This is a genomic window from Paucidesulfovibrio longus DSM 6739, assembly GCF_000420485.1.
Lineage (GTDB): Bacteria > Desulfobacterota > Desulfovibrionia > Desulfovibrionales > Desulfovibrionaceae > Paucidesulfovibrio > Paucidesulfovibrio longus.
The window spans coordinates 450,722-474,722 of the sequence record NZ_ATVA01000012.1 but is presented as its reverse complement, the minus strand read 5'-3'; the positions used below and the strand labels follow the sequence as shown (position 1 = coordinate 474,722).

The 24,001-nt window shown below is 65.6% G+C and carries 21 protein-coding genes; 14 read left to right on the top strand and 7 right to left on the bottom strand.

What is annotated here, in order from left to right:
• Positions 1 to 18: 18 nt before the first annotated feature.
• The 4 genes from G452_RS0106835 to G452_RS0106820 all read right to left on the bottom strand — a co-directional run bounded on the left by G452_RS0106835 (position 19) and on the right by G452_RS0106820 (position 4,021).
• Entirely contained in the window at positions 19 to 1,164 is a 1,146-nt protein-coding gene (locus G452_RS0106835) for a 4Fe-4S dicluster domain-containing protein (protein ID WP_022661521.1), read from the bottom strand.
• Between the two features lie 17 nt (positions 1,165 to 1,181).
• Positions 1,182 to 1,616 (bottom strand): hydrogenase iron-sulfur subunit, encoded by a 435-nt coding sequence (locus G452_RS0106830; protein WP_027189086.1) that lies wholly within the window; start codon positions 1,614 to 1,616, stop codon positions 1,182 to 1,184.
• An 85-nt stretch (positions 1,617 to 1,701) separates the two neighbouring features.
• Positions 1,702 to 3,738, bottom strand: a complete 2,037-nt coding sequence (locus G452_RS18475; protein WP_022661519.1) for a CoB--CoM heterodisulfide reductase iron-sulfur subunit A family protein — start codon at positions 3,736 to 3,738, stop codon at positions 1,702 to 1,704.
• A 13-nt stretch (positions 3,739 to 3,751) separates the two neighbouring features.
• Positions 3,752 to 4,021, bottom strand: coding sequence for a transposase (locus G452_RS0106820; RefSeq protein ID WP_022661517.1), 270 nt, complete (start codon positions 4,019 to 4,021; stop codon positions 3,752 to 3,754).
• A 627-nt stretch (positions 4,022 to 4,648) separates the two neighbouring features.
• On the opposite strand from G452_RS0106820, the gene G452_RS0106815 reads away from it, so the two are divergent.
• Positions 4,649 to 6,043, top strand: a complete 1,395-nt coding sequence (locus G452_RS0106815) for a sigma-54-dependent transcriptional regulator (protein ID WP_022661516.1) — start codon at positions 4,649 to 4,651, stop codon at positions 6,041 to 6,043.
• An 86-nt stretch (positions 6,044 to 6,129) separates the two neighbouring features.
• Positions 6,130 to 6,729 carry a molybdenum cofactor guanylyltransferase gene (gene mobA, locus G452_RS0106810; protein WP_235619591.1) on the top strand — a complete coding sequence of 200 codons (600 nt, stop codon included), beginning with the start codon at positions 6,130 to 6,132 and terminating at the stop codon, positions 6,727 to 6,729.
• A gap of 5 nt (positions 6,730 to 6,734) precedes the next feature.
• On the opposite strand, the gene mobB is transcribed toward mobA, so the two are convergent.
• Positions 6,735 to 7,244 carry a molybdopterin-guanine dinucleotide biosynthesis protein B gene (mobB, locus tag G452_RS0106805; protein ID WP_027189084.1) on the bottom strand — a complete coding sequence of 170 codons (510 nt, stop codon included), beginning with the start codon at positions 7,242 to 7,244 and terminating at the stop codon, positions 6,735 to 6,737.
• A gap of 126 nt (positions 7,245 to 7,370) precedes the next feature.
• On the opposite strand from mobB, the gene fdhD reads away from it, so the two are divergent.
• From fdhD to G452_RS0106735, 12 genes are all read left to right on the top strand, one after another.
• Complete coding sequence (gene fdhD, locus G452_RS0106800; protein ID WP_022661514.1) at positions 7,371 to 8,153, top strand: formate dehydrogenase accessory sulfurtransferase FdhD; 783 nt, start codon at positions 7,371 to 7,373, stop codon at positions 8,151 to 8,153.
• Position 8,154: 1 nt separating this feature from the next.
• Positions 8,155 to 9,450, top strand: coding sequence for a molybdopterin molybdotransferase MoeA (locus G452_RS0106795; RefSeq protein ID WP_022661513.1), 1,296 nt, complete (start codon positions 8,155 to 8,157; stop codon positions 9,448 to 9,450).
• 191 nt (positions 9,451 to 9,641) lie between these two features.
• Positions 9,642 to 10,526, top strand: a complete 885-nt coding sequence (locus G452_RS0106790) for a formate dehydrogenase accessory protein FdhE (RefSeq protein WP_022661512.1) — start codon at positions 9,642 to 9,644, stop codon at positions 10,524 to 10,526.
• Positions 10,527 to 10,549: 23 nt separating this feature from the next.
• The gene (locus G452_RS0106785; RefSeq protein WP_022661511.1) at positions 10,550 to 11,431 is read left to right on the top strand and encodes a transposase; all 882 of its coding nucleotides are present in this window, start codon (positions 10,550 to 10,552) and stop codon (positions 11,429 to 11,431) included.
• 193 nt (positions 11,432 to 11,624) lie between these two features.
• Positions 11,625 to 11,858, top strand: coding sequence for a hypothetical protein (locus tag G452_RS0106780; RefSeq protein ID WP_022661510.1), 234 nt, complete (start codon positions 11,625 to 11,627; stop codon positions 11,856 to 11,858).
• 34 nt (positions 11,859 to 11,892) lie between these two features.
• On the top strand, positions 11,893 to 14,946 hold the full coding sequence (gene fdnG, locus G452_RS0106775) for a formate dehydrogenase-N subunit alpha (protein WP_022661509.1): 3,054 nt from the start codon (positions 11,893 to 11,895) through the stop codon (positions 14,944 to 14,946).
• 10 nt (positions 14,947 to 14,956) lie between these two features.
• Positions 14,957 to 15,679 (top strand): 4Fe-4S dicluster domain-containing protein, encoded by a 723-nt coding sequence (locus G452_RS0106770; RefSeq protein ID WP_022661508.1) that lies wholly within the window; start codon positions 14,957 to 14,959, stop codon positions 15,677 to 15,679.
• 202 nt (positions 15,680 to 15,881) lie between these two features.
• Complete coding sequence (locus G452_RS21410; RefSeq protein ID WP_155887577.1) at positions 15,882 to 16,115, top strand: hypothetical protein; 234 nt, start codon at positions 15,882 to 15,884, stop codon at positions 16,113 to 16,115.
• Between the two features lie 34 nt (positions 16,116 to 16,149).
• Positions 16,150 to 19,167, top strand: coding sequence for a formate dehydrogenase-N subunit alpha (gene fdnG, locus G452_RS0106755; RefSeq protein WP_081650517.1), 3,018 nt, complete (start codon positions 16,150 to 16,152; stop codon positions 19,165 to 19,167).
• Positions 19,168 to 19,177: 10 nt separating this feature from the next.
• On the top strand, positions 19,178 to 19,909 hold the full coding sequence (locus tag G452_RS0106750) for a 4Fe-4S dicluster domain-containing protein (RefSeq protein ID WP_022661506.1): 732 nt from the start codon (positions 19,178 to 19,180) through the stop codon (positions 19,907 to 19,909).
• A gap of 177 nt (positions 19,910 to 20,086) precedes the next feature.
• Positions 20,087 to 20,653, top strand: coding sequence for a TlpA family protein disulfide reductase (locus tag G452_RS18470; RefSeq protein ID WP_022661505.1), 567 nt, complete (start codon positions 20,087 to 20,089; stop codon positions 20,651 to 20,653).
• Between the two features lie 2 nt (positions 20,654 to 20,655).
• Positions 20,656 to 21,273, top strand: a complete 618-nt coding sequence (locus tag G452_RS0106735; RefSeq protein WP_027189079.1) for a peroxiredoxin — start codon at positions 20,656 to 20,658, stop codon at positions 21,271 to 21,273.
• A 16-nt stretch (positions 21,274 to 21,289) separates the two neighbouring features.
• Here G452_RS0106735 and G452_RS0106730 read toward each other — a convergent pair whose 3' ends face one another.
• Both G452_RS0106730 and G452_RS0106725 read right to left on the bottom strand, forming a co-directional pair.
• Entirely contained in the window at positions 21,290 to 22,006 is a 717-nt protein-coding gene (locus G452_RS0106730; protein WP_027189078.1) for a response regulator, read from the bottom strand.
• The gene (locus tag G452_RS0106725; protein ID WP_022661503.1) at positions 22,003 to 24,000 is read right to left on the bottom strand and encodes an ATP-binding protein; all 1,998 of its coding nucleotides are present in this window, start codon (positions 23,998 to 24,000) and stop codon (positions 22,003 to 22,005) included. The genes G452_RS0106730 and G452_RS0106725 overlap by 4 nt, the downstream gene beginning before the upstream one ends.
• Position 24,001 lies beyond the last annotated feature (1 nt).

Here is a 24,001-nt window from a genome sequence, read left to right as displayed (position 1 = left end):
CGCGTCCTCCATTGCAGCCTAGGCCATGTGCGAGACGACCTCGTTGAACTCGTTTTCCTTGAACACCGAGAGGGGCGGGGCGTCGTCCATGCTCCGGCCCGGCTCGTAGCCGAAGCCCTGCTGCGTGCGCGCCGCCACCGTGCGGAACAGCTCCATCACGGGCACGTCGTTGGGGCAGGCGTTGGAACACTGGCCGCAGCCCACGCAGGCGGTGCTCATGTGGGCCATGCGGGTCAGGTGGTAGAAGACCGTGTCCGTGGGCATCTTGAGCATGCCCTTCTGCTTGGCCCAGCCGAGGTATTGCCAGGGCTTGTGGTCGAACACGTCCGTGACGAAGACGCACTCCCGGCAGTAGCAGACCGGGCAGGCCACCCGGCAGTTGTAGCAATTCACGCAGCTGGAAAGGTATTCGGCCAGGTCGCCCAGGCTGCCCGTGGCCGCGGCCGTGCGCTCGAACATGGCGTCGCGCTCGGCCGTGCGCTTTTCCACGAGCCTGCCCAGGGCCTCTGTCCTGGCGGGCTGCGGTTCCCAGTCCTCCAGGCCCAGCGAGGCCAGCAGGGCCTCGCCCCGCGCCGTGTTGGCCATCACGGGCAGGGCCTCGGTCAGGTTCACGCCCGCCAGGCCCACGCTCACGTCGGCCATCTGGGTCGCGGGGTGTTCGCAGACCCGGCAGGCCCCGGCCACGTCGTACCCGCCGCGCGCGGTTTCCTTGCTCCCCCCGACCTTGCCGAGAAAGCCCAGGGTGCTCTGGATCGGGTCGTCCTCGCCCTTGAAGCGGAGGTAGTCCGTGTTGCCGTATGCGCCGAGGCAGTCCACGGAGACGAGCAGCACGTCGTCCAGGCTGCCCTGGTTGAGCTTGCAGAGTTCCACAAAGGCCCGGACCTCGCAGGGCCGCATCACCGCGGCGATGCGTTCGTCGCCGTGCCCCCTGGTCAGCCGGGCGAGCATCTTGGCCCCGTTCATGGGAAAGGCCGGAGCCAGCGGGTCGGCCCGGACCAGCTCGTCCGGGTCCGTGACCAGGCTGGGCATGGGCATTCCTCCGCCGAGATGCAGCGGGGCGAGCACGCCGCCCACCCCCCCCGATTCCAGCATCTTGCGCATCATCCGCTGCAACGCGGCCACGGGATCGTTGTTTTGCACTTCGAGCTTCGCCGTCGTGGTCATCTTCTTTCTCCCCCTGCCTAGATCGCCCTGAGGCTGCGGCTTTCGATGGGCCCCAGCTCACGAATTTCCTCCACCAGCGAATTCACGGTGGCCGCGAATTCGTTGCCCTCGCTGGCCCCGACCCAGGTCAGGCGCAGGCGCCGGGTGTCCACGCCGAACTGCGGCAGGATCTCCTTGAGCAGCTTGACCCGCCTGCGGGCTTTGTAGTTGCCGTTGATGTAGTGGCAGTCGCCGGGGTGGCAGCCGCTGATGAGCACGGCGTCCGCGCCGGAAAGCAGCGCCTTGATGACGTATTTGGGATCCACCATGCCCGTGCACATCATCCGCACCAGCCGCAGATTCGGCTTCTGGATCATGCGCGAGGTTCCCGCCAGGTCGGCGGCGGTGTAGGTGCACCAGTTGCAGACAAAGGCCACGATGGTGGGCTCGAACTGCTCCCCGGTCCCGGTCATGCCCGCGGTCCCGGTTTCCATTGCCTCGGCCTGCGCCGCGTGAGCGTCCATATCGTCCTCCCCTTGCTTCAGATGTTTCCGTGGTTCAGGTCGTCATCTTGTCGCGCGCGCCGTCTTCCACCTTGATGCGCACCGCCGGGCCTCCGGCCCCGCGCAGTTCCGAGAGCAGCCCCTCCAGTTCGCTGAAGACCTGCGGCTCGTTGAAGTGCTTGATCTGGGCCGCGCCGGACGGGCAGTAGCCCGCGCAGGAGCCGCAGCCCTTGCACATGGCCTCGTTGACCACGGCCACCTTGCGGCGCTCGTCGAAATCGATGGCGGAATAGGCGCAAAGCCCCACGCAGACGCGGCAGCCCGCGCAGACGTCCGGGTTGATCCAGCTCGTGGTCGGCGAGATGGACACGCGGCCGCGCGCGGCCAGGGCCAGGGCCTGGGCTGCGCCGCCCGAGGCGTGGGCCACGGCGTCCGGGATGTCCTTCGGCCCCTGGCAGGCTCCGGCCAGGAACACGCCGTCCGTGGCCGTGGAAACCGGGCCGAGCTTGGGATGCTCTTCCAGGAAGAAGCCGTCCTGGCCCTGGGAGATGCCGAAGACGCGGGCCACTTCCGAGGCGTCGTCGCGGGCCTGCATGGCCGTGCAGAGCACGACCATGTCCACGGGCACGCGCAGGGGCAGCCCGGAGAGCGTGTCCTCGGCCACGACGATGAGCTTGCCCCGCTCTTCCGGGGTGCGCGCCTGGTCCGTGACCTCGGCCGGACGGCCCCGGACAAAGGTCACGCCCTCCTTCTGGACCCGCTCGTAGAATTCCTCGTAGCCCTTTCCGAAGCAGCGCATGTCGATGTAGAAGTTGGTCACCTGGACGTGGTGCCCGACCTTATCCTTGATCAGGTGGTCGTACTTGAGCGCGTACATGCAGCAGGTCCGGGAGCAGTAGGCGTGGTGGTTCTTGTCCCGCGAGCCCACGCAATGGATGATGGCCACGGATTCGGGCTTTTCCCCGTTCTTCATCAGTATCTTCCCGCTCGTGGGTCCGGTGGCGTTGTTCAGCCGCTCGAACTGGAGCGCGGTGTAGACTTCCGGGTAGCGGCCGAAGCCGTATTCGGTCATGGGCGTGGGATCGAGGGTATCGTAGCCCGTGGCCAGCACGATGCTGCCGACCTCAAGCTCCATGAAGCGTTCCTGCTGGTGGTAGTCGATGGCCCCGGTGGGGCAGAACTTTTCGCAGGCTCCGCACTTGTCCTTGGTGATCTTCTTGCAGTGCAGCGGGTCGATGACCGGGGTGTTCGGCACGGCCTGGGGCGAGTTGCGGTAGATGGCCTTGCGCAGTCCCAGTCCCTCCTCGAATTCGCTCGGCACGCGGGTCGGGCATTTTTCCAGGCAGGTGCCGCAGCCCGTGCACTTGTCCACGTCCACATAGCGGGGACGCAGCCGGACCTTGACCTTGTAGTTGCCCACGAAGCCGGAAACCTCGCTGACCTCGGCGCAGGTGTGCAGGCTGATGTTCGGCTCCTGGGCCACGGCGACCATCTTGGGCGTGGAAATGCAGGCCGCGCAGTCCAGGGTCGGGAAGGTCTTGTCGAACTGGGCCATGTGCCCGCCGATGGACGGCCCCTTTTCCACGAGGTGGACCATGTGGCCGGACTTGGCGATGTCCAGGGCCGCCTGGATGCCCGCTATGCCCGCGCCGACCACGAGCACGTCCGGGAGCACGTCCACCTCGCGGGAATGCAGCTCCTGGTGCCGCCCGACCCGGTCCACGGCGGCGGCCACGAGCATCATGGCCTTGGCCGTGGCCTCGTCCGGATCCTCCGTGACCCAGGAACAGTGCTCGCGGATGCAGGTGTGCTGGAGCATGTAGGGATTCAGCCCGGCGCGGGCCAGGGCCTTCTGGAAGGTCTTCTCGTGCAGCCTCGGCGAGCAGGAGGCCACCACCACGCGGGTCAACCCCAGATTGCGCACGTCGCCGATGATCAGATCCTGTCCCGGATCCGAGCACATGAACTGGTAGTCGCGGGCCACGACCACGTCGCGCAGGCCGCCGGCATACCTGGCCACGCCGGAGCAGTCGACCTTGCCCGCGATGTTGCTGCCGCAGTGGCAGATGTAGACCCCGATGCGATTGGACATCTTCGGCTCCCTCCTAACTGTTGCCCTTCTGGTTCAGTTCCAGGGTCAGCTCGCCCACGAGCCTCTTGAGCTTTTCGTTTTCGGCTGCGAGCGCCGCCGCTTCCGGGCTGCGCGGCGTCTCCTCGAAGACCCTGGCGCAGTGCGTGAAGAAATAGTCACGCCATTTGTAGTACTGGCCGGGGCGAATGTTGTACTCCCGGCAAACCTCGCTGACCTGCCCGTTGAGCAGCCCATCGAGCACGACCTTGGCCTTGGTTTCCGGATTCCATTTTCTTCGCTTCAAGGCTCCCCCTCCGGTCGGCTGTCTCCACTCCCGCGCGTTTCGCCCTGGGGACTTGGAGAATGTTCCGCCTGCGGCCCCTTTCCCGGCGAAAACGCGCATCATCCGGGCTTTGCAGCGACTTTTTCCCGCCGGGGCGGCCAAGCCTGCGCCGACCCGGTCGCGGCGTTCTCCTGCTCCCTATCTCAAGAAGCGTGCCCGGAAGGGATTCGCCCGATAATCCGGGTCCGTGTCCGTGAAACGGGTCTGCCGGGAGGCGCGACATATTGAAAAAACGGGGATTTCCCATCTCGTCGGGAAAGACCTGTCTTGCTGCGCAAGACGGATGGTGAATGCTTGGAGAGTCCGGAGCGAGGAGGCGCCCCCTGCCAGGGCGCGCCGGGAAAAGACCATCACCTGCGCCGAGCTTGCCGGGGTGCACCGGGCTGTCTTGCCGCGCAAGAATATGGCTCAAAACAGTGTTCACAAGTCGATTTCGAGCGCTTTTGAAACAGCTTCGAACCAATTTTCTACGTGCATTGACAATTCACGGACGCCGGAGCATAGCATGTATCATGCTCATTCATGCCGGGGCTCTCCCCAGGGGAGGCCCGGCAAGCCGAGGACCAGCCCGCCGCGAGGGAGGTTGCCGTGGCCCGAGTGCTGATCATCGACAAGGACAAGTCCTGCGTGGAGCGTCTCGCCTCGTCTTTCCGCAAGAACGGGATCGAGGTGGACTGCGCCTCCGACCGCACGAAAGGGCTGCGCATGGCCCAGCTTCATTCCTACTCCGCCGTGTTCCTGGCGGACAATCATCCGGACGGCGACGTGCTCGCCACCCTCTCCCAGCTCCGCCACAGCGAAGACGCGCCCGAAGTGGTCGTGCTCGCGGAATCCGGCGACCACGACCTGGCCCAGGAAGCCATCCGGGCCGGAGCCTGGAACGTCTTCGCCAAGCCGCCGAGCCTGGAGCGGCTCCTGGTGGTCATCAGCCGCATCGAAGGCTTCCGCAGCTCCCGCCGCAGCATCGCCGTGGCCCTCAAGCGCAAGGAAATCATCGGAAACGGCCCCGCCCTGCTCGCGGCCCTGGACCAGGTGGCCCAGGCGGCGGGCAGCGAGGCCAACGTGCTCGTGACCGGGGAAACAGGCACGGGCAAGGAGCTTTTCGCCAGGGCGGTGCATGAAAACAGCCGCCGCTGCGACAAGGCCTTCATCGTGGTGGACTGCGCGGCCCTGCCCGCCTCCCTGGCGGAGTCCGTGCTCTTCGGGCACGAGCGCGGCGCGTTCACCAGCGCGGATTCCCGCGCCGTGGGACTGGTCAAGCAGGCCCACGGCGGGACGCTTTTCCTGGACGAGGTGGGCGAGCTGCCCCCGGCGGTGCAGCGGGTCTTTCTGCGCGTGCTCGAAACCCGCCGGTTCCGGCCTGTCGGGGCCACGCAGGAGGAAAGCTCGGACTTCCGGCTCGTGGCCGCCACCAACCGCGACCTGGGCAAGATGGCCCAGAACGACGGGTTCCGCAGCGACCTGCATTTCCGGCTTCTGGGCATCGGCATCGAGCTGCCGCCCCTGCGCGAGATCACCGAAGACATCAACCAGCTCGCCTGCTACCAGATCAGCCGGGTCTGCAAGCGGCTCTCCCTGCCGCGCAAGGGATTCTCGCCCGATTTCCTGGACACGCTCATGAACTACGACTGGCCCGGAAACATCCGCGAGCTTTTCCACGCCCTGGAGCGCGCCGTGTCCATGGCCGGAAGCGAGCCCCTGCTCTACCCACGGCACCTGCCCATGCACATCCGCGTGCAGATGGTCAGCGCGGGCATGGGCACCCCGCAAGCCAAGCGGAAACCCCAGGCCGAGACCGTTCCCCCGGAGAAGCTCACCCCCCTGCGCGACGCCCGCGCCAAGGCTCTTTCCGATTTCGAGCGCGGCTACCTGCGGACCCTGCTGCTGCATACGGACGGCGACATCCGCGACGCCTGCCGCATTTCCGGGCTTTCCCGCGCGCGGCTCTACGCGCTGATGAAGGAACGCGGCATCAACCGCTGACGCGGCGCAAGCCGCAGGTCAAAACGGCGTCCGCGCTTTTCTTTCCGTGCGGACTGCTCTATCCTCAAGCGATGAAGCGAAACGACGTGGCCGGAGTGATCCTCGCCGGAGGATTGGGAACGCGCATGGGCAACGTGCGCAAGGCGTTCGTGGAGGTGGGCGGCAGGAGGATCCTGGACCGCCTGCTCCGGGTCTACGGGGACATCTTCGAGGAAATCGTCATTGCCGCGCGCGAGGCCGAACCCTATGCGGAATACGGCCTGCCCGTGGCCCTGGACCTTGTGGACGCGCGCAGCTCGCTCACGGGCATCCACGCCGGACTGAGCGCCGTGCGCGCCCAGCACGCCTTTTTCGCCGCCTGCGACGTGCCCTTTCTCCAGCCGGGGCTGGTGCGCGCCCTGCTGGAGGAATTCCGGCCCGAACTGGACGTGCTCGCCCCCCTCAAGGAGGACGGCTACCGGGAGCCGCTCTGCGCGGTCTACTCGCGCCGCTGCCTGCCCCACATCAAGGCCCAGCTGGACCGGGGCGACTTCAAGATCATCCGCTTCTTTTCCGAGGTGCGCGTGCGGGAGGTGCCGGTATCGCTCCTGCGGCCCCACGACCCGGACCTGCTCTCCTTCCGAAACCTGAACACCCCGCAGGAACTGGCGCGCGCCGAGGCCCTGGCCAGGGAACGCGGACTCTAGCCTGCTCAGATTCCGAGCAGCCGGTCCGCGATGAGCCGGGCCACCTCGCGGGCCTGGTCCAGGCCGAAAAACGGCACGCCGAGATCCTGCTTCGTGTCCGAAACAAGGGCCAGGAGCTTCTTCTCCGCCGCGTTTTCCGCGTTGCAGAGCGGTTCGGCGTGGGCTTCGGAGCGATGCACCTCCACCTTGGGCATGTCCGAGCGGAAATAGCCCTCGGCCAGGACGACCTGCCGATCCGCGAAGAATTCCAGGGCCAGCTCGGGCAGGCCCAGCTCCCGGTCCACGCTCTTGATCAGGGCCAGCTGCGTCGGCGAGGAAACGGCCACGCTGTCCGCCCCGGCCCGGCGATGGCGCCAGGAATCCTTGCCCTCATGGTCCATGTCGAAGGAATGGGCGTCGTGCTTGACCGTGCCCACCCGCAGGCCCAACTCCTTGAGCGCCGGGACCAGCGCTTCGAGAAAAGTGGTCTTTCCGGATTTCTTCTTGCCCACGATGCAGACGATCTTCGGCCCCATGCTCCTCCCCCGCGAGCGGTGCAAAACCGCTGGGATATGATTTTACGTTGCAACTCTTCGCGTCGGCCAGCTATATATGAAAATGAACCGACTATCCATCGGGAGCGCGGAAAGCAGGAGAGACGCATGGATTCAGAGCGCTATGAGGTCATGGAGTATTCCGGAGGCGGCTTTGCAAAGGCCCCCGTGGAATCCATCCGGGAAATCCCCCTGACCATCCGGCTCAACGGACGCGAGGTGGTCACGCTGCTCTGCACGGGCAAGCAGCCCGAATACCTGGCCGTGGGCTTTCTCAAGTCCGACGCCTTCCTTTCCAGCCCGGAGCAGATCACCGACCTGCACGTGCGCGAGGAGGACGGACGCATCCTGGCCGACGTGGAAACCTGCCACGATCCCTGGAAGGACAGGCTCATGGAGCGGTCCATCACTTCGGGATGCGGCAAGGGCACCAACTTCGGGCGCAACGTGCAGACCATTTCCAAACGGCGGCTGAACGGCGACGTGCGCGTGCGGCCCGAACAGATCCTCGCCCTCGCGGAGGAGCTGCACAACCGCTCGGCCCTCTACGGGCGCACGCGCGGCTGCCACAACTCCTCGCTCTGCACCCCGGACGAGATGCTCCTCTTCCGGGAAGACATCGGCAGGCACAACGCCATCGACATGATCTGCGGCGAATGCTTCCTGAACAACATTTCCGTGGACGACAAGATGATCGTGACCACGGGCCGCGTGGCCTCGGAAATCCTGCTCAAGGTGGTCCGCATCGGCATCCCGGTGCTGGTCTCCACCGCCGTGGCCACCAGCTTCACGGTGAAGCTGGCCCGCCAGACCGGAATCACCCTGGTGGGCAATGTCCGGGGAGGACGCTTCTGGGTTTACAACGACAAGGGCCGCGTCCTACAGTCCTGAGGTGAATACGCCGCACGCATCTACCACGCCGGACCGGAAAGAACGCCCCACCCGCGCGCAGGCCGTGGCCCTGCTGCTGCGGAGCGCTCCCCGGCCCGCGCCCCTCCGCCTCCCCCCCTGGCAGGCAGTGGGCCGCGTCGCTGCGGCGGATCTCCGCGCAGAGATCGGCGTGCCGGAATGCGCGGTTTCCCTGCGGGACGGCTATGCCCTGCGGGCCGAGGACACGGGCGCGGCAAGCGCCGAGACCCCGCTGCGCCTCGCCACCCAGGGACGCCTGACCGCGGACGCCCGCCAGCCGCAAGCCCTGGCGCGGGGCAAGGCCGTCCGCATCCTCACGGGAGCCCCCCTGCCGCCGGGAGCCGACGCCGTCATCCCCTTCGAGAACCTTGCCGAGCCTCCCGGCCCGCAAGACCAGGCCATTCTTCTTTCCGAACCGGCGCAACAGCATGCCTTCATCCTGCCCCAGGGCGGCGACCTGCCCGCAGGCAGCCTCCTGGCCCGCAGCGGAACGCGCATCACCTCCCAGGCAGGAGCCGTGCTCACGCGCGCCCGCGTGGAAGAACTGCCCGTGCACCCGCGCCCGGCCTTCGCCATGTTCGGCCTGGGCAGCGAGCTGGCCGCGCCAGCGCCGCACGGCGACCCGGACCGCATTCCCGCGGACAACGTGGTCCTGGTCGCGAACCTGCTGCGCTCCTGGGGCCTGGAAGCGGCGCATTGCAGCGTGCTGCCCGACGACCTCGCCGCCGTGACCGCGGCCCTGCGCGAGACCGTCGAGTTCAATCCGCGCCCCGCATTGATCGTGACCACGGGCGGCACGGGCCGCAGCGAGCGCGACTACGCCCGCAAGGCTGCGGAACAGGCGGGATTCAAGACCCTTTTCGCGGGTCTGGATGTCCGGCCCGGGAAAAACGCCTTTGCCGCGCTGCGCCGCGACGCGGGCAAGGCCAACGTGCTGCTGCTGGGCCTGCCCGGCCCTCCCGCCGCGGTCTTCGCCTGCCTGCACGGCCTGGCACTGCCCCTGGCCCGGCAACTCTGCGGCCTGCCTCCGGACGCGGGACTGCGCGCCGCGCTCCGCACGGGGCTGCGCACGCGCCGGGGCAGCGAGTGGCTGCTGCCCTGCTCCCTGAACCTCGCTGACGGGCAGCTCGCCGCGGTCCCGCTGCACGGGGACGAGTGGCCCTCGCTGCGCGCCCTGGCCGAGGCCCACGCCGTGGCCGTGCTGCCGCCGGACAGCGAACTCCGCCCCGGCCAATGCCTGGAACTGCTCTGCGGCGATCTCGGCCTGATCGGATTATAACACTCCCAACCCGCCGGATTCCCCAGGTTTTGGTTTGCGCAAACCCTTCATCATGTTTTTCATGGCACAATAACATCCTTTTTTTGCTTCACTTTGATTGGATCAGTGTCAAACTGTGGGTAGGTAGAAAAAGATGGGCAGCCGTCGTTCTTCCTCATAGTTTCACACCACCACATCAACCTGGAGCGCACATGAGCTACGACCGACCCGAATTCGAAAAACGTCTCGACGCCACCCTGGCCCTGATCCGCAACCGGAATCTCCTGCCCGGGAGTCTGGTGGATTTCCTGGAGCGCGTGACCCGTTTGCAGCTCGCCTCCCGTGAAGCGGCGAACATCGTCCTGCCCTCGGCGGACCAGCTCGCCTCGCCCGATGAGGTTCTCCAGGGCAAGCCGCTGCTCGGCCGCGAGCGCTTTCCCGTGGACGAAAAGCAGGCTGCCGAACTCTTCGACCAACTGCTCGCGCTGACCTGCGAGGCCGAAGGCCCCCTGGCCGAAGCGGCCCAGGCCCTGCGCGCGGAACTCGAATCCGGCGAATTGAGCGCGCAGACGCTTTTCGACAAGGTGCTTACGGACGACGCCTTCTTTGCCCAATGGGCCGAGAAGTGGCCCGAAGCGCCGCGCACGGCGTATTTCCTGGCGTATTCCGCCCTGGCGCCAGGCATCTGGTCCGCGGCCGAGGCCCTGGCCGAAAACCTGCCCAAGGCCGGAACCTGGAACCAGCCCGCCTGCCCCATCTGCGGCGAAATGCCTCTGATCTCGACCCTGCGCCAGAAGGAAGGCTTCCGCCACGTGACCTGCTCCTTCTGCCGCCACGAATACCGCGTGCGGCGGCTGGCCTGCCCCGTCTGCAACGAGGACGACCAGACCAAGCTGACCTTCTTCACCGTCAAGGAAGAGCCGGGATTCCGCGTTGACGTCTGCAAGACCTGCAAGCACTACGTCAAGACCATCGATTTCCGGGAGCTGGACCGCGCGCCCCTGCCCGAATTCGACGACCTCGATTCCATGGCCCTGGACTTCGTGGCCCTGGACCAGGGCTACACCCGCGCCACGCTCTCGGCCTGGGGCTTCTAGGGCGAGATGGCGAGGCGAGGCGCATGAACCGCTGCGATCTTCCCGCGTTCACGGCCCTGCCTCCGGATTACGAGGCCCTGGTCGAGGACGAGGACCGGGCCAGGGAACACCTGCTCAAGCGCTGCTGGCCCGACGGCGAGCCGGAGTGCCCGCGCTGCCGCGTGCGGCGCATCTACAGCCTTTCGGGCGGCAGGCTGCGCTGCTCGGCCTGCAAATACACCTTTCAGCCCTTCAGCGGGCGCTGGATCAACAACGGCGCCCTTTCCTGCACGGAGTGGCTCAAGCTTACGGAGCGCTTCGTGCGGGAGCTTTCCCCGCACCAGATCAAGGAGGAACTGGGCCTATCCTACAATACCGTCTACAAGGCCCTGACCGCGCTGCGCTTCGCCATTCTGGCCCACTCGGCGGACGCGGCCCAGCTGCTCGGCCCGGAAACCGGGCTGGATTCCTACCTCAAGGGCAACCGCCTCACGGGCGGTCCCAAGCAGATGCGCCAGGACACCATCCCCGTGTTCGGGCTGCTGCGGAAGGACGACCTGGTCTTCATCGACCTCATGCCCGGATTCCAGGCCGAAACCGTGTTCCACTTCCATCTCAACTTCCACCTCAAGCTTCAGCGGGCGGGCAACCTCGTCTACACCGACCGCTACCGCGACTATGCGGCCCTCGTCTTCTGCGGCAACGAGAGCCTGCCCTACGGCATCATCCGCCGCTCGGACGAACCGCCCTTCATCGACGCGAGCCAAGACGAATTCTGGTGCATGGCCAAGGAGCGGCTGCGCAGCTTTCGCGGCATCTCCTGCCAGCGCTTCGCCCTCTATCTCAAGGAACTGGAATTCCGCTTCAACAACCGCACCCGGCCCATCTTCGACCAACTCCTCGGCTTTCTCTGCGACCTGGTCTGACTCCCTGACCTTTATCCCGCCGCCCCGACAATTATAACACCGCGCCGGCAGCTCCAACCCGCCTCGACCACTGCGTTTTCGCCTTTTATTATGTCAAATAAGACATGTTCAACCCGTTGTTTTGACTGGTTTTCCGTTGTCTCCGCCCGATTTTCCGGTACAAGGGAAATAGCAGAAAAGGAGACGCTGTATCGTGAAGAACACCTTCCACCCTGCGAAACCGGACACGGACACGGAACGCACCCTGCCCTTTCTCGGGCTTGGGCACGTGCTGGCGGACGTTCGCCGGGTCGCCGCGACGATGCGCCTGCGCCGGACGGAAACGCCGCCCGGCAAGGGAGTGCGGCATCGCGCCCCGCCGCTGCGACGACACGTATCGGGCTATGGGCTGCTTGTGGCCCTCGGCCGTGAAATCCGTGGCCGCTGAACGTTCCACAACTCACAGGCTAAGGAGGATCTGAATGCGCATCAATCGAAGACATTTCATGAAACTCTCCGCGGGCGCGGCAGTATTGGCCGCCTTCGGAGGGATAGGCCGGGCCCAGGTCGCCCTGGCCCAGGACCGGGCCGCAATGCTCACTCCCAAGTGGAGCAAGCAGACCACCAGCGTATGCTGCTACTGCGCCGTGGGCTGCGGGCTGATCGTGAATACGTCCCTCAAGACCGGGCGCGCCGTGAACATCGAAGGCGACCCGGACCATCCCGTGAACGAGGGCGCCCTCTGCCCCAAAGGCTCGTCCATCTGGCAGCTCGCCGAGGGCAGCAAGCGCGTGCTCAAGCCCATGTACCGCGCGCCCCACAGCGACAAGTGGAAGGAAGTGAGCTGGGACTGGGCCTTGGGCGAAATCGCCAAGCGCGTCAAGAAGTCCCGCGACGAGAGCTTCACGGTCAAGAACGCCAAGGGACAGGTCGTGAACCGGACCAACGGCATCGCGTCCGTGGGCTCGGCGGCCATCGACAACGAGGAATGCTGGACCTACCAGGCCATCCAGCGCGCCCTGGGCATGGTCTGGGTCGAGCACCAGGCCCGCATCTGCCACAGCTCCACCGTGGCGGCCCTGGCCGAGTCCTTCGGCCGCGGGGCCATGACCAACCACTGGTGCGACATCGGCAACAGCGACTGCATCCTGATCATGGGCAGCAACGCGGCCGAGAACCATCCCATTTCCTTCACCTGGGTCGAGCGGGCCATGCGCAAGGGCGCCAAGCTCATCAGCGTGGATCCGCGCTTCACCCGGACGTCCTCCAAGGCGGACCTCTTCTGTCAGATCCGCGCGGGCACGGACATCGCGGTGCTCGGCGGTCTGATCAAGTACATCCTGGACAACGACCTGATCCAGAAGGACTACGTGGTCGCGCACACCAACGCGACCTTCATCGTGGGCGAGAAGTACGGGTTCAAGGACGGCCTCTTCTCCGGCTACCTCAAGAACCCGGACGAGCAGGACTACGTGGGCCGCTACGACAAGTCCCAGTGGGCCTTCGAGATGGACGCCGAAGGGCTGCCCAAGAAGGATCCGAGCCTGAAGCACCCGCGCTGCGTCTACCAGCTGATGAAGAAGCACTACGAGCGCTACGGCGTGGACAACGTGGTCGCCACCTCCGGCGCGGACAAGGCCGCGCTGCTGGAATTCTACAAGCTCTTCGCGGCCACGGGCAAGCCGGACAAGGCCGGGACCATCATGTACGCCATGGGCTGGACCCAGCACACCGTGGGCGTGCAGTACATCCGCACCATGTCCATCGTGCAGCTCCTGCTCGGCAACATCGGCGTTTCCGGCGGCGGCGTGAACGCGCTGCGCGGCGAGTCCAACGTGCAGGGCTCCACGGACCACGCCCTGCTCTGGCAGAACTATCCCGGCTACCTGGCCACGGCCAAGGCCGCCTGGGACAGCCTGGACGCCTACCTCAAGACCGTGACCGCGCCGCACCTGGCCGGAGCCAAGGATCCCAAGAGCGCGGCCTGGTGGCAGAACTATCCCAAGTACATGGCCAGCTTCCTCAAGGCCATGTATCCGGACGCGGACCCGGCCACGTCCTACGGCTGGCTGCCCAAGGTGGAGGACGACAAGACCTACACCTGGCTCCAGCTCTTCAACTCCATGCACAAGAAGGAATTCACGGGCTTTTTCGCCTGGGGCCAGAACCCGGCCTGCGGCGGAGCCAACGCGGGCAAGAACCGCGAGGCCATGGCCAACCTGGACTGGATGGTCAACGTGAACATCTTCGACAACGAGACCGGCTCCTTCTGGCGCGGGCCGGGCATGGACCCGAAAAAGGTCAAGACCGAGGTCTTCTTCCTGCCCTGCTGCGTTTCCGTCGAGAAGGAAGGCTCCGTGACCAACTCCGGCCGCTGGATGCAGTGGCGCTACCAGGGGCCGAAGACCATGGGCGAGACCATGTCCGACGGCCACATCATGACCAAGCTCTACGACGAGGTGAAGAAGCTCTACGCCAAGGAGGGCGGGCCGATGCCCGAACCCATCCTGAACCTCTCCGTGGACCTCTGGAAGGAAAAGGGCGAATACAGCTCGACCCAGGTGGCCAAGCTCATCAACGGCTACTTCCTGAAGGACGTGACCATCAAGGACAAGACCTACAAGAAGGGCACCCTGGTCCCGAGCTTCGCCATGCTCCAGGACGACGGCTCCACCAGCTCGGGCAACTGGCTCTACTGCAACTCCTTCACCGAGGACGGCAACATGGGCGCGCGCCGCGACAAGACCCAGACCCCGGAACAGGCCAACATCGGCCTCTTCCCCAAGTGGAGCTGGTGCTGGCCCGTGAACCGCCGCATTCTCTACAACCGCGCCAGCTGCACCATGGAAGGCAAGCCCTACGCCCCGCAGAAGCCCGTCATCCAGTGGGACGCGGCCAACAAGAAGTGGTACGGCGACGTGCCGGACGGCGGCTGGGCTCCGGGCGAGAAGTACTCGTTCATCATGCTGCCCCACGGCCACGGCCACGACTTCGGCCCCGGCCGCAACGACGGCCCCTTCCCGGAACACTACGAGCCCATGGAGAACCCCTTCGGCAAGCATCCCTTCTCCAAGCAGGTCACCAACCCGGCGGCCCTGCGCTTCGTGGAGGAGAAGATGGCCGTGGCCGATCCGAAGTTCCCCTACGTGGCCACCACCTACCGGCTCACCGAGCATTGGCAGACCGGCTGCATGACGCGCCATGTGCCCTGGCTGCTGGAGGCCCAGCCCCAGATGTTCGTGGAGATGAGCACGCAGCTGGCCGAAAAGCTCGGCATCGCCAACGGCGAGAAGGTCCAGGTGGAAAGCGTGCGCGGCAGCATCTGGGCAGTGGCCATCGTCACGCCGAGAATCCAGCCGCTCACCGTCATGGGCAAGACCGTGTACCCCATCGGCATGCCCTGGTGCTTCGGCTGGCAGTTCCCGGAAGACGGCAGCGGCGGCGACTCCGCCAACCTGCTGACGCCGTCCGTCGGCGACGCGAACACCGGCATCCCAGAGACCAAGGTCTTCATGGCCAACGTCCGCAAGCTCTAAGGAGGATCACATGGAAGGCAAGTCCTTCTTCGTAAACCTGACCAAGTGCATCGCCTGCCGGGGCTGCCAGGTGGCCTGCAAGCAATGGAAAAAGCTCCCGGCCGGCAAGACCGAAAACCACGGGACGTACCAGAATCCCATGGACATGAACGACCACACCCTGAAGATCATCCGCTTCTCGGAAAAGATGATCGACGGCAAGCTGCGCTGGCTGTTCATGCCGGATCAGTGCCGCCACTGCCTGATCCCCCCCTGCCAGATGGCCACCCAGAACCCGGACGCCATCACCCAGGACAAGGAAACCGGCGCCGTCATCCACACCGAGCTGACCGCCAAGGAGAACTTCCAGGACATCCGCGACGCCTGCCCCTACGACATTCCGCGGCAGGATCCGAAGACCAAGGCCAGCATCAAGTGCGACATGTGCCTCGACCGGGTGCGCATCGGCCTGGAGCCGGCCTGCGTCAAGACCTGCCCCTCGAACACCATGCACTTCGGCGACCGGGCGGAGATGCTCAAGATGGCCGAGGAAGCCCTGGCCGAGGCCAAGGTCAAGTTCCCGCAGGCCCAGATCGTGGACCAGGACGACGTGCGAGTGGTCTTTCTCGCGGCCTTCCCGCCCGCGAATTACTACGAGTTCCTCACGGCCTACGCCGAGAACGGCCCGCGCAAGCTGAACCGCATGGAGCTGCTCGCCACCATGGCGCGGCCCGTCAAGGCCATGCGAAGCTGATCCCGACGCCTCCACCGCGCCGACTCCCGGCAGGGGCATGCCGGCGCGGACAAACCGGCCCCGGACTTCGGTCCGGGGCCTTTTTGTTTGCGCCGATTTATTATGCTCAAAATAGCAGTGTAGAACCCAACGGATGATCGCCTTGTTTGTATTCCCATCGAAATTCTCCGAAGGGAGAATCAGACAAGGAGAGATTTTGTCGATGCGTAGATCTCCCAAACCAGCGAAAGCGGTCCGAGCCGAAGCGACCCCCCTGCCTTTTGCCGGGCTGGGGCACTCGCTGACAGGCGTTTCCTGGGCAGCCGCGAACATGACCCTCCGCCCGGCAGCGCGTTCGGACGAGGGGCGCGTGTTCGCGCGCGGCATGGAACGCCCCCGGCCCGTATCCGGCTATGGTCTGCTCGTGGCTCTCGGCCGCGAGACCCGCGGCCGCTGACCGTTTCGAAACATTCAGGCAAAGGAGGATTTGGATGAGCATGAATCGAAGGCACTTCCTGAAGCTCTCCGCGACCGCGGCCGCGGTCACGGCCTTCGGGGGCCTCGGGTGCAGGCACACCGTCCCGGTCGTAGACCGCGCGACCATGCTTTCCCCCGAGTGGAGCAAGCAAAGCACCACGATCTGCTGTTATTGCGCCGTGGGTTGCGGCCTGATCGTGAACACGTCCCTCAAGACCATGAAGGCCGTGAACATCGAGGGCGACCCCGACCATCCCATCAACGAGGGCGCGCTCTGCGCCAAGGGCGCGAGCATCTGGCAGCTGGGCGACAACCCCCGCCGACCGGAAAAGCCGCTCTACCGCGCTCCGGGCGCGACCAAGTTCAAGGAAGTTTCCTGGGAGTGGGCTCTGGACCAGATCGCGGACCGCGTGAAGAAGACGCGCGACGCGAGCTTCAAGACCCACAACGCCAAGGGGCAGGAAGTCAACCGCACCGACGCCATCGCGTCGCTCGGCTCCGCCGCCCTGGACAACGAGGAGTGCTGGGCTTTCCAGACCATGCTCCGTTCCCTCGGCCTGGTGTACATAGAGCACCAGGCACGTATTTGACACAGCGCCACTGTTGCGGCTCTGGCAGAGTCGTTCGGACGCGGCGCGATGACCAACCACTGGACTGACCTTCAGAACAGTGATTGCATTCTTATCATGGGCAGCAACGCTGCCGAAAACCATCCCATCTCCTTCAAGTGGGTGACGCGGGCGCAGGAACGGGGCGCGACCCTGATCCACGTGGACCCGCGCTTCACGCGCACCTCGGCCAAGGCCGACATCTACGCGGGCATCCGCTCCGGCGCGGACATCGCCGTGCTCGGCGGCATGATCAAGTACATTCTCGACAACGACCTGATCTTCAAGGAATACGTCGTCAACTACACCAACGCCGCCTTCAAGGTGGTCAAGGAATTCAAGTTCGACGACGGCCTCTTCTCCGGCTACGATCCCAAGACCCGGTCCTACGACAAGAAGACCTGGGCCTTCCAGATGGACGAAAACGGCGTGCCCGTGCGCGACGAGAGCCTCAAGGATCCCGACTGCGTCTACCAGCTGCTCAAGAAGCACTACGCCCGCTACAGCCTGGACAAGGTCGCGGCCATCTCCGGCATGAGCAAGGCCGAACTGGTCCAGCTCTACGAAACCTACGCGGCCACGGGCAAGCGGGACAAGGCCGGAACCATCATGTACGCCATGGGCTGGACCCAGCACACCGTGGGCGTGCAGAACATCCGCAGCATGGCCATGATCCAGCTGCTGCTCGGCAACATCGGCGTGGCCGGCGGCGGCGTGAACGCGCTGCGCGGCGAATCCAACGTGCAGGGCTCCACGGACCACTGCCTGCTCTACCACATCCTGCCCGGCTACCTGCAAACCCCGCTGGCGGGCGAGGATACCCTGGAGGTGCACAACACCAAGTACACCCCGGTGTCCCACGATCCCGAATCGGCCAACTGGTGGCAGAACTACCCGAAGTACATGGCCAGCCTGATCAAGTCCATGTGGCAGGAAGACGATCCGGCCAAGGCCTACCGCTGGCTGCCCAAGCTGGATAACCGCAAGGCCAGCGAATACGCCTGGCTGACCCTCTTCGACAAGATGGACGAGGGCCAGTTCAAGGGGCTCTTCGCCTGGGGCATGAACCCCGCCTGCTCCGGCGCCAACTCGAACAAGACGCGCCAGGCCCTGACCAAGCTGGACTGGCTCGTGAACGTGAACATCTTCCCCAACGAGACCGGCTGGTTCTGGGAAGGACCGGGCATGGATCCCAAGCAGATCAAGACCGAGGTCTTCTTCCTGCCCTGCGTCGTCTCCGTGGAGAAGGAAGGCTCCGTGACCAACTCCGGCCGCTGGATGCAGTGGCGCTACAAGGGCCCGGACGCCCCCGGCGACCAGCGCCCCGACGGCGACATCATGTACGAGCTGATGGAGAAGATCCGCAAGCTGTACGCCAAGAAGGGCGGCGCGTTCCCCGAGCCCATCACCAGGCTGACCTGGGACGCCATCGCTGAAAAGGGCGTCTTCGATTCCAACAAGACCGCCAAGCTGATCAACGGCTACTTCACCAAGGACACCGAGATCAAGGGCAAGCTCTACAAGAAGGGCGAGCTGGTTCCCAGCTTCGCCTTCCTCCAGGCGGACGGATCGACCATGTCGGGCAACTGGCTCTACTGCCACTCCTACACGGAGAAGGGCAACATGGCCGCGCGCCGCGACCTGTCCCAGACCCCGGAACAGGCCAACATCGGCCTCTTCCCGAACTGGAGCTGGTGCTGGCCCGTGAACCGCCGCGTGCTCTACAACCGCGCCTCCGTGGACCTCAAGGGCAAGCCCTACGCGCCGCAGAAGCCGGTCATCCAGTGGAACGGCGAGAAGTGGGTCGGCGACGTGCCCGACGGCGGCTGGGCTCCCGGCACCAAGCACGCCTTCATCATGCGCAAGCACGGCTACGGCCAGATCTTCGGGCCGGGACGCGCCGACGGTCCCTTCCCCGAATACTACGAGCCGCTGGAATGCCCGGTGAAGTCGCATCCCTTCTCCGACCAGCTGCACAACCCCACTGCCATCAGCTTCTCCGACGAGGAAAAGGCCGTGTGCGATCCGCGCTATCCCTTCGTGGGCACGACCTACCGCGTCACCGAGCATTGGCAGACCGGCGTCATGACCCGCAACCAGGACTGGCTGATCGAAACCGAGCCTCAGGTCTTCGTGGAGATGAGCCCGCAGCTGGCCAAGTTGCGGGGCATCGCCAACGGCGAAAGGGTCACGGTCGAGAGCCTGCGAGGCTCCATCTGGGCCATCGCCATCGTCACTCCGCGCATGAAGCCCTTCGACATCCAGGGCGTGGAGGTCCACCAGGTGGGCCTGCCCTGGCACTTCGGCTGGACCTGGCCCAAGGACGGCGGCGACTCCGCCAACATCCTGACGCCGTCCGTGGGCGACCCGAACACGGGCATCCCCGAAACCAAGGCCTTCATGGTCAACGTCCGCAAGGCGTAAAGGAGGAGACATGGACGGAAAGACCTTCTTTGTCGACCTGACCAAGTGCACCGCCTGTCGGGGTTGTCAGATCGCCTGCAAGCAATGGAAGAAGCTCCCCGCGGAACAGACCGTGAACCGCGGATCCCACCAGAACCCCGAAGACCTCTCGGGCAAGACCATCCGGCTGGTCCGCTTCTCGGAGCAGATCATCGACGGCAGGCTCCAGTGGCTGTTCCTGCCCGACCAGTGCCGCCACTGCGTCCAGCCGCCCTGCCAGATGGCCACGGAAAACGAGGGCGCGATCCTGCACGACGAGGCCACGGGCGCGGTCATCTACACCCCGCTCACGGCCAAGGAAGTCTTCCAGGACATCCGCGACGCCTGTCCCTACGACATTCCGCGTCAGGATCCGGAAACCGGGATCGTCTACAAGTGCGACATGTGCATCGACCGCGTGCGCATGGGCAGGCTGCCCGCCTGCGTGCAGAGCTGCCCCACGGGCACCATGAACTTCGGCGAGCGCGACGAGATGCTCAAGCTGGCCGAAGCGCGGCTGGCCGAAGCGCAAAAGCGCTTCCCCGACGCGCAGCTCGTGGACCCGGACGACGTGCGGGTGATCTTCCTGGCGGCCTTCCCGCCGGAGAAGTACCACCAGACCCTCTCGGCCTACAGCGACGCCTCGCCCGTCCGCCAGCCCATGACCAGGAAGCAGTTCCTGGCCAAGCTCGGACGGCCCGTGCAGCGCATGACCAAGGCCTAGCGCGCGAGACGCCAAGCAAGAACACCTCCGAAACCTCCGGGCGGGAACGGTTCCCGCCCGGACCTCGGAGCTCCCGCGGCCCCGGTTCCCGGACTCGTTCCGGCCGGGGCCGTTTTGTCTTTTTCCGCCGAGGCGTGCTATGCTCGGTTCGAACCTCGAAACACAGGAGACAAGCCCATGACCCTGCGCATTTCCTCGACCCTGCTGCTCGCGCTGCTGATCGCGCTGCCCCTGGGCGTCCCGGCGCACGCCCAGAATACCTCCGGGGACGCGCTCTTCCCTGACCTGCTCCTCTCCGGCAGACTCGCCCCCGGACAATTGGACTACCTCGGCGTCTCCTCCACGCCCCTGCGCCTCTCGGACATCAAGGCCGAGTTTCTCTTCGTGGAGATCTTCAGCATGTATTGCCCCTACTGCCAGCGCGACGCCCCCGGCGTGAACAAGCTCTACGAGCGCGCCCGCAAGAGCGGGCTGGCCGACCGCTTGCGCTTCGTGGGCGTGGGCACGGGCAACACGCAGTACGAGGTGGGCTTCTACGCGGAAAAGTTCGCCACGCCCTTCCCGCTGCTGCCCGACGAGGACTACGCCCTGCACGAGGCCCTGGGCAACGTGGGCACGCCCTACTTCCTGCTGCTGCGCAATGCGGGCAGGGACCGGCTGGAAGTCGTCTCCGCCCACGAAGGCTCCCCGGAGAGCCTGGAGAAGATGTTCGACGAAATGCTGCAAAAGGGAGGATTGGAATGAAGATGAAAAGGACGCTGCTCGGCGCGCTGGCCCTGGCCGCGCTGCTCTCCTGCCCTCTGGCCCCGGCTCCGGCCCTGGCGGACCACGGGCTGAAGGACAGCATCTACGATCCGGGCAGGCTCCCCCCGCGCGACAGCGTGCTCAAGGTGCGCGTGGGCGAAACGGCTCCGGATTTCTCCCTGCCCGTGGCCGGAGAGGGAGGAAAAGCGACGCGCATCCGCCTCTCGGACTACCGGGGCAGAAAAAACGTCCTGCTCAGCTTCGTGCCCGCAGCCTGGACCCCGGTCTGCTCGGACCAGTGGCCCGGCTTCAATCTGGCGCTGGAACTCTTCGGACGCTACGACACCCAGCTCCTGGGCATCAGCGTGGACAACCTGCCCAGCCAGCACGCCTGGATCGAGGCGATGGAAGGATTGAACTTTCCCGTGCTCTCGGACTTCTGGCCCCACGGGGCCGTGGCCGACAGCTACGGGCTGCTGCGCTCGGACGGCATGGCCGAGCGCGCCCTGGTGCTCATCGACAAGCAGGGCGTGATCCGCTTCATCGAAGTCCACGACATCAACACCCGGCCCGACCTGGGCACGATCGTGCGGGAGCTGGAGAAGCTGCCCAAGGACTGATCCCCCTGAAAGAGGCTCAGGACGTTTCGGACGGCGCCTGCTCTTCCGGTTCCAGCTCGGCCAGATTGGCGATGCCGACCATCTGAAAGACCGTGCGGAAATTTCTTGAAAGCCCCTGGATCCTGGCGGAAAGTCCCTTCCTGGCGCATTCCTGAAGGCACTCGGACAGGGCGGAAATGCCCGCGCCGTTGATGGAAACGCTCTTCTCGAAGCGGACGGAGATCCGCTGCGCGCCCAGGCCGCAGGCCACGGCAAAGGCCTCGCGCAGGCGCGGCACGGTCAGGTTGGAGACGTTGCCCCGGACCCGGATCACGACCTCCTCGCCCTCCTGGTCCACGCCGACCTGCTCCTCCTCGCGGCGGGAGATGGCCAGCCGCTCCTGGGCGCGCTCCAGCGCCTTTTCCAGCACCTCGCGGCGCACGGGCTTGTTGATGAAGTCCGTGGCGTCGAAGTGCAGCGCCTGAAGCGCCAGCTCGATGTCGCCGTGCCCGGTGATGACCACCACTTCCGCGTAGGGGCTGATGCGCTTGATGTTCTTGAGCACCTCGATGCCGTCCATGATCGGCATCTTGATGTCCGTGAGCACGATGTCGGGCCGCACGGACTCGAAAACATCCAGCCCCTCCTGCCCGTTCTCGGCGGTGTGGACCTCGTAGCCGTAGGCGGAGAGCAGCAGCCGAAAGATGCGCAGCGTGGGTTTTTCGTCGTCGATGACCAGAATTCGCTTGTTCATGCGCTCCCCCCTGGGGCGGCGACGGGAAATTCCAGGCGGAAGACCGTGCCCTGGCCCGGTCCGCTCTGAATGCGGATTTCCCCGCCATAGTCTTTTACGATTCCGTAGCTGATGGCCAGGCCGAGCCCCATGCCCTGGCCGGTTTCCTTGGTGGTGAAGAAGGGTTCGAAAATCTTGGCCCGGACGTTCTCCGGGATGCCGCCGCCCGTGTCGCCGACCTCGGCCCAGGCCCGGCCCTCGGTCATGCCGGTGCGGATGCTGATGCGCCTGGGGTTTTCCCCGTTTTCCGGCTCGTAGGCGTCGATGGCGTCGCGCGCGTTGGTGAAGAGGTTGAAAAAGACCTGCTGGAGCCGGTTGCTGTGGCCGAGGAACGGGGACAGCCCGTCCGTCAGCTCCAGATCGAAACGGATGTTCTCCAGCTCGAACTGCCGCCGGATCATGGAAAGCACGGCCCGCACCGGAGCGTTCAGATCGACTTTTTCCGTAATCAGGTCGGACTTGCGGCCGAAGGCGCGCAGGGTGTTGATGATCTCCGAGGCGCGGTCCACCTGGGTGCTGATCTCCGCGAGCACCTCGCGCCGCTGCCCGTCCCCGATCGCCAGCCCTTCGCCCTCCAGGGCCAGATATTCGCTGCCCATCTTGATGGCGTTCAGGGGCTGGTTCAGCTCGTGGGCCACGCCCGCGCTCATCTCGCCCAGGGTCTTCATCTTGGCGGCCTGGATCAGCTGGGCGTCCTTCTCGATCATTTCGGTGATGTCCGCGGCCGCCACGATGATGGCCGACCTGCCGCGATAGGAAATGGGGCAGGCGTGCATGTTCACGAAAAAGGGCTCGTTGTCGCGGCGGTAGTGGATCAGCTTGGGATAGTAGACGCAGCCCGTTTCGCACTCGTCGCGGAAGCGTTGCAGGCATTCGGCGTTGTGTTCCGGGCCGAGGAGCACGAAGGACCGGCCCACCAGATCGCCGCGCTCGTAGCCGTAAAGCTCCTCGGCGCGCGGGTTGGCGTCGCGGATTTCCCCGCTGGCCAGCTCGACCACGAAAATGGGATCCGGCCCGCTGTCGAACAGGGAGCGGTATTTCTCCTCGGACTCGCGCAGGCGGTGGCGGTAGAGCCGGATGCTCCAGACCATGTTCCGGAAGGAATTGCCGAGCTGCACCAGCTCGTCGCCCTCGACCTCGTGGTAGAAGGCGCAGTGGGCGCAGCGGCGCAGCGTGCCGTCGTCGCCCAGGGTGGACTGGTCCAGGTGCCAGCAGGGCAGGTCCGTGTTCTTGAAGGCCGGGCAGGAGCGGTTGTCCCAGTCCGATTCGCCGTCCACGGCCAGGGGCACGTCGAAATTCCCCTGGCTGATCTCGTCCGCCAGCCGGGTCAGCCGGGTCACGGGCTGGGCGATGTGCCGGGTCAGATAGCCGCTGAGAAAGAGCGTGATCACGATGACGCCGGAGATGAAGCCCAGGAAGGTCAGGCGCAGCTTGGCCACGAGGCTGTCGATGTGGTCCTTGTTCAGGCCCACGTGCACGGCCCCGATGCGGTAGAGGCCCTCGTTGATGGGCACGGCGATGTCGTAGATGGAGCGGTCCCCGTCCTCCATGAGCTTGGTGCTCTCCTCGGCTCCGGGGGGCAGGGGGTTGCCGCGCAGGGTTTCGGGCAGGGGCCGGGTCAGCGTGTGCGCCAGCACCTCGCCCTGCTGGTCCTCGATGAAGATGTAGGAGATCAGGTCGCGGCGCTCGTGCAGCCTGACCTCGTCGAAGATGAGGCTGAGCAGCGGCGGGATGTTGTTGTCCAGGATATGGCTGGCCCCGCGCTCGGCCACGGAATGGGCGATGGCGCTGCCGCGCATCTCCAGCTCGCCCGTCAGGGAGGAGACGAGAATCCAGCGGGCCACGAAGGCGATGGTCACGCTGATGAAGAGCACGGCCACGAGCATGGAAAAGAGCAGCTTGTTGCGAAGGCTGAGCCGGGCGAAGGCCGTTCCGATGCGCTTTTGCACGTCCATG

Excerpts from the sequence above, each read along its gene's own strand:
- G452_RS0106835 (WP_022661521.1), bottom strand. The coding sequence starts at position 1,164 with ATGACCACGACGGCGAAGCTCGAAGTGCAAAACAACGATCCCGTGGCC.
- G452_RS0106830 (WP_027189086.1), bottom strand. The coding sequence starts at position 1,616 with ATGACCGGGACCGGGGAGCAGTTCGAGCCCACCATCGTGGCCTTTGTC.
- G452_RS18475 (WP_022661519.1), bottom strand. The coding sequence starts at position 3,738 with ATGTCCAATCGCATCGGGGTCTACATCTGCCACTGCGGCAGCAACATC.
- mobB (WP_027189084.1), bottom strand. The coding sequence starts at position 7,244 with ATGGGGCCGAAGATCGTCTGCATCGTGGGCAAGAAGAAATCCGGAAAG.
- fdhD (WP_022661514.1), top strand. The coding sequence starts at position 7,371 with ATGGATTCAGAGCGCTATGAGGTCATGGAGTATTCCGGAGGCGGCTTT.
- G452_RS0106790 (WP_022661512.1), top strand. The coding sequence starts at position 9,642 with ATGAGCTACGACCGACCCGAATTCGAAAAACGTCTCGACGCCACCCTG.
- G452_RS0106785 (WP_022661511.1), top strand. The coding sequence starts at position 10,550 with ATGAACCGCTGCGATCTTCCCGCGTTCACGGCCCTGCCTCCGGATTAC.
- fdnG (WP_022661509.1), top strand. The coding sequence starts at position 11,893 with ATGCGCATCAATCGAAGACATTTCATGAAACTCTCCGCGGGCGCGGCA.
- G452_RS0106770 (WP_022661508.1), top strand. The coding sequence starts at position 14,957 with ATGGAAGGCAAGTCCTTCTTCGTAAACCTGACCAAGTGCATCGCCTGC.
- G452_RS21410 (WP_155887577.1), top strand. The coding sequence starts at position 15,882 with ATGCGTAGATCTCCCAAACCAGCGAAAGCGGTCCGAGCCGAAGCGACC.
- G452_RS0106750 (WP_022661506.1), top strand. The coding sequence starts at position 19,178 with ATGGACGGAAAGACCTTCTTTGTCGACCTGACCAAGTGCACCGCCTGT.
- G452_RS18470 (WP_022661505.1), top strand. The coding sequence starts at position 20,087 with ATGACCCTGCGCATTTCCTCGACCCTGCTGCTCGCGCTGCTGATCGCG.
- G452_RS0106735 (WP_027189079.1), top strand. The coding sequence starts at position 20,656 with ATGAAAAGGACGCTGCTCGGCGCGCTGGCCCTGGCCGCGCTGCTCTCC.
- G452_RS0106730 (WP_027189078.1), bottom strand. The coding sequence starts at position 22,006 with ATGAACAAGCGAATTCTGGTCATCGACGACGAAAAACCCACGCTGCGC.
- G452_RS0106725 (WP_022661503.1), bottom strand. The coding sequence starts at position 24,000 with ATGGACGTGCAAAAGCGCATCGGAACGGCCTTCGCCCGGCTCAGCCTT.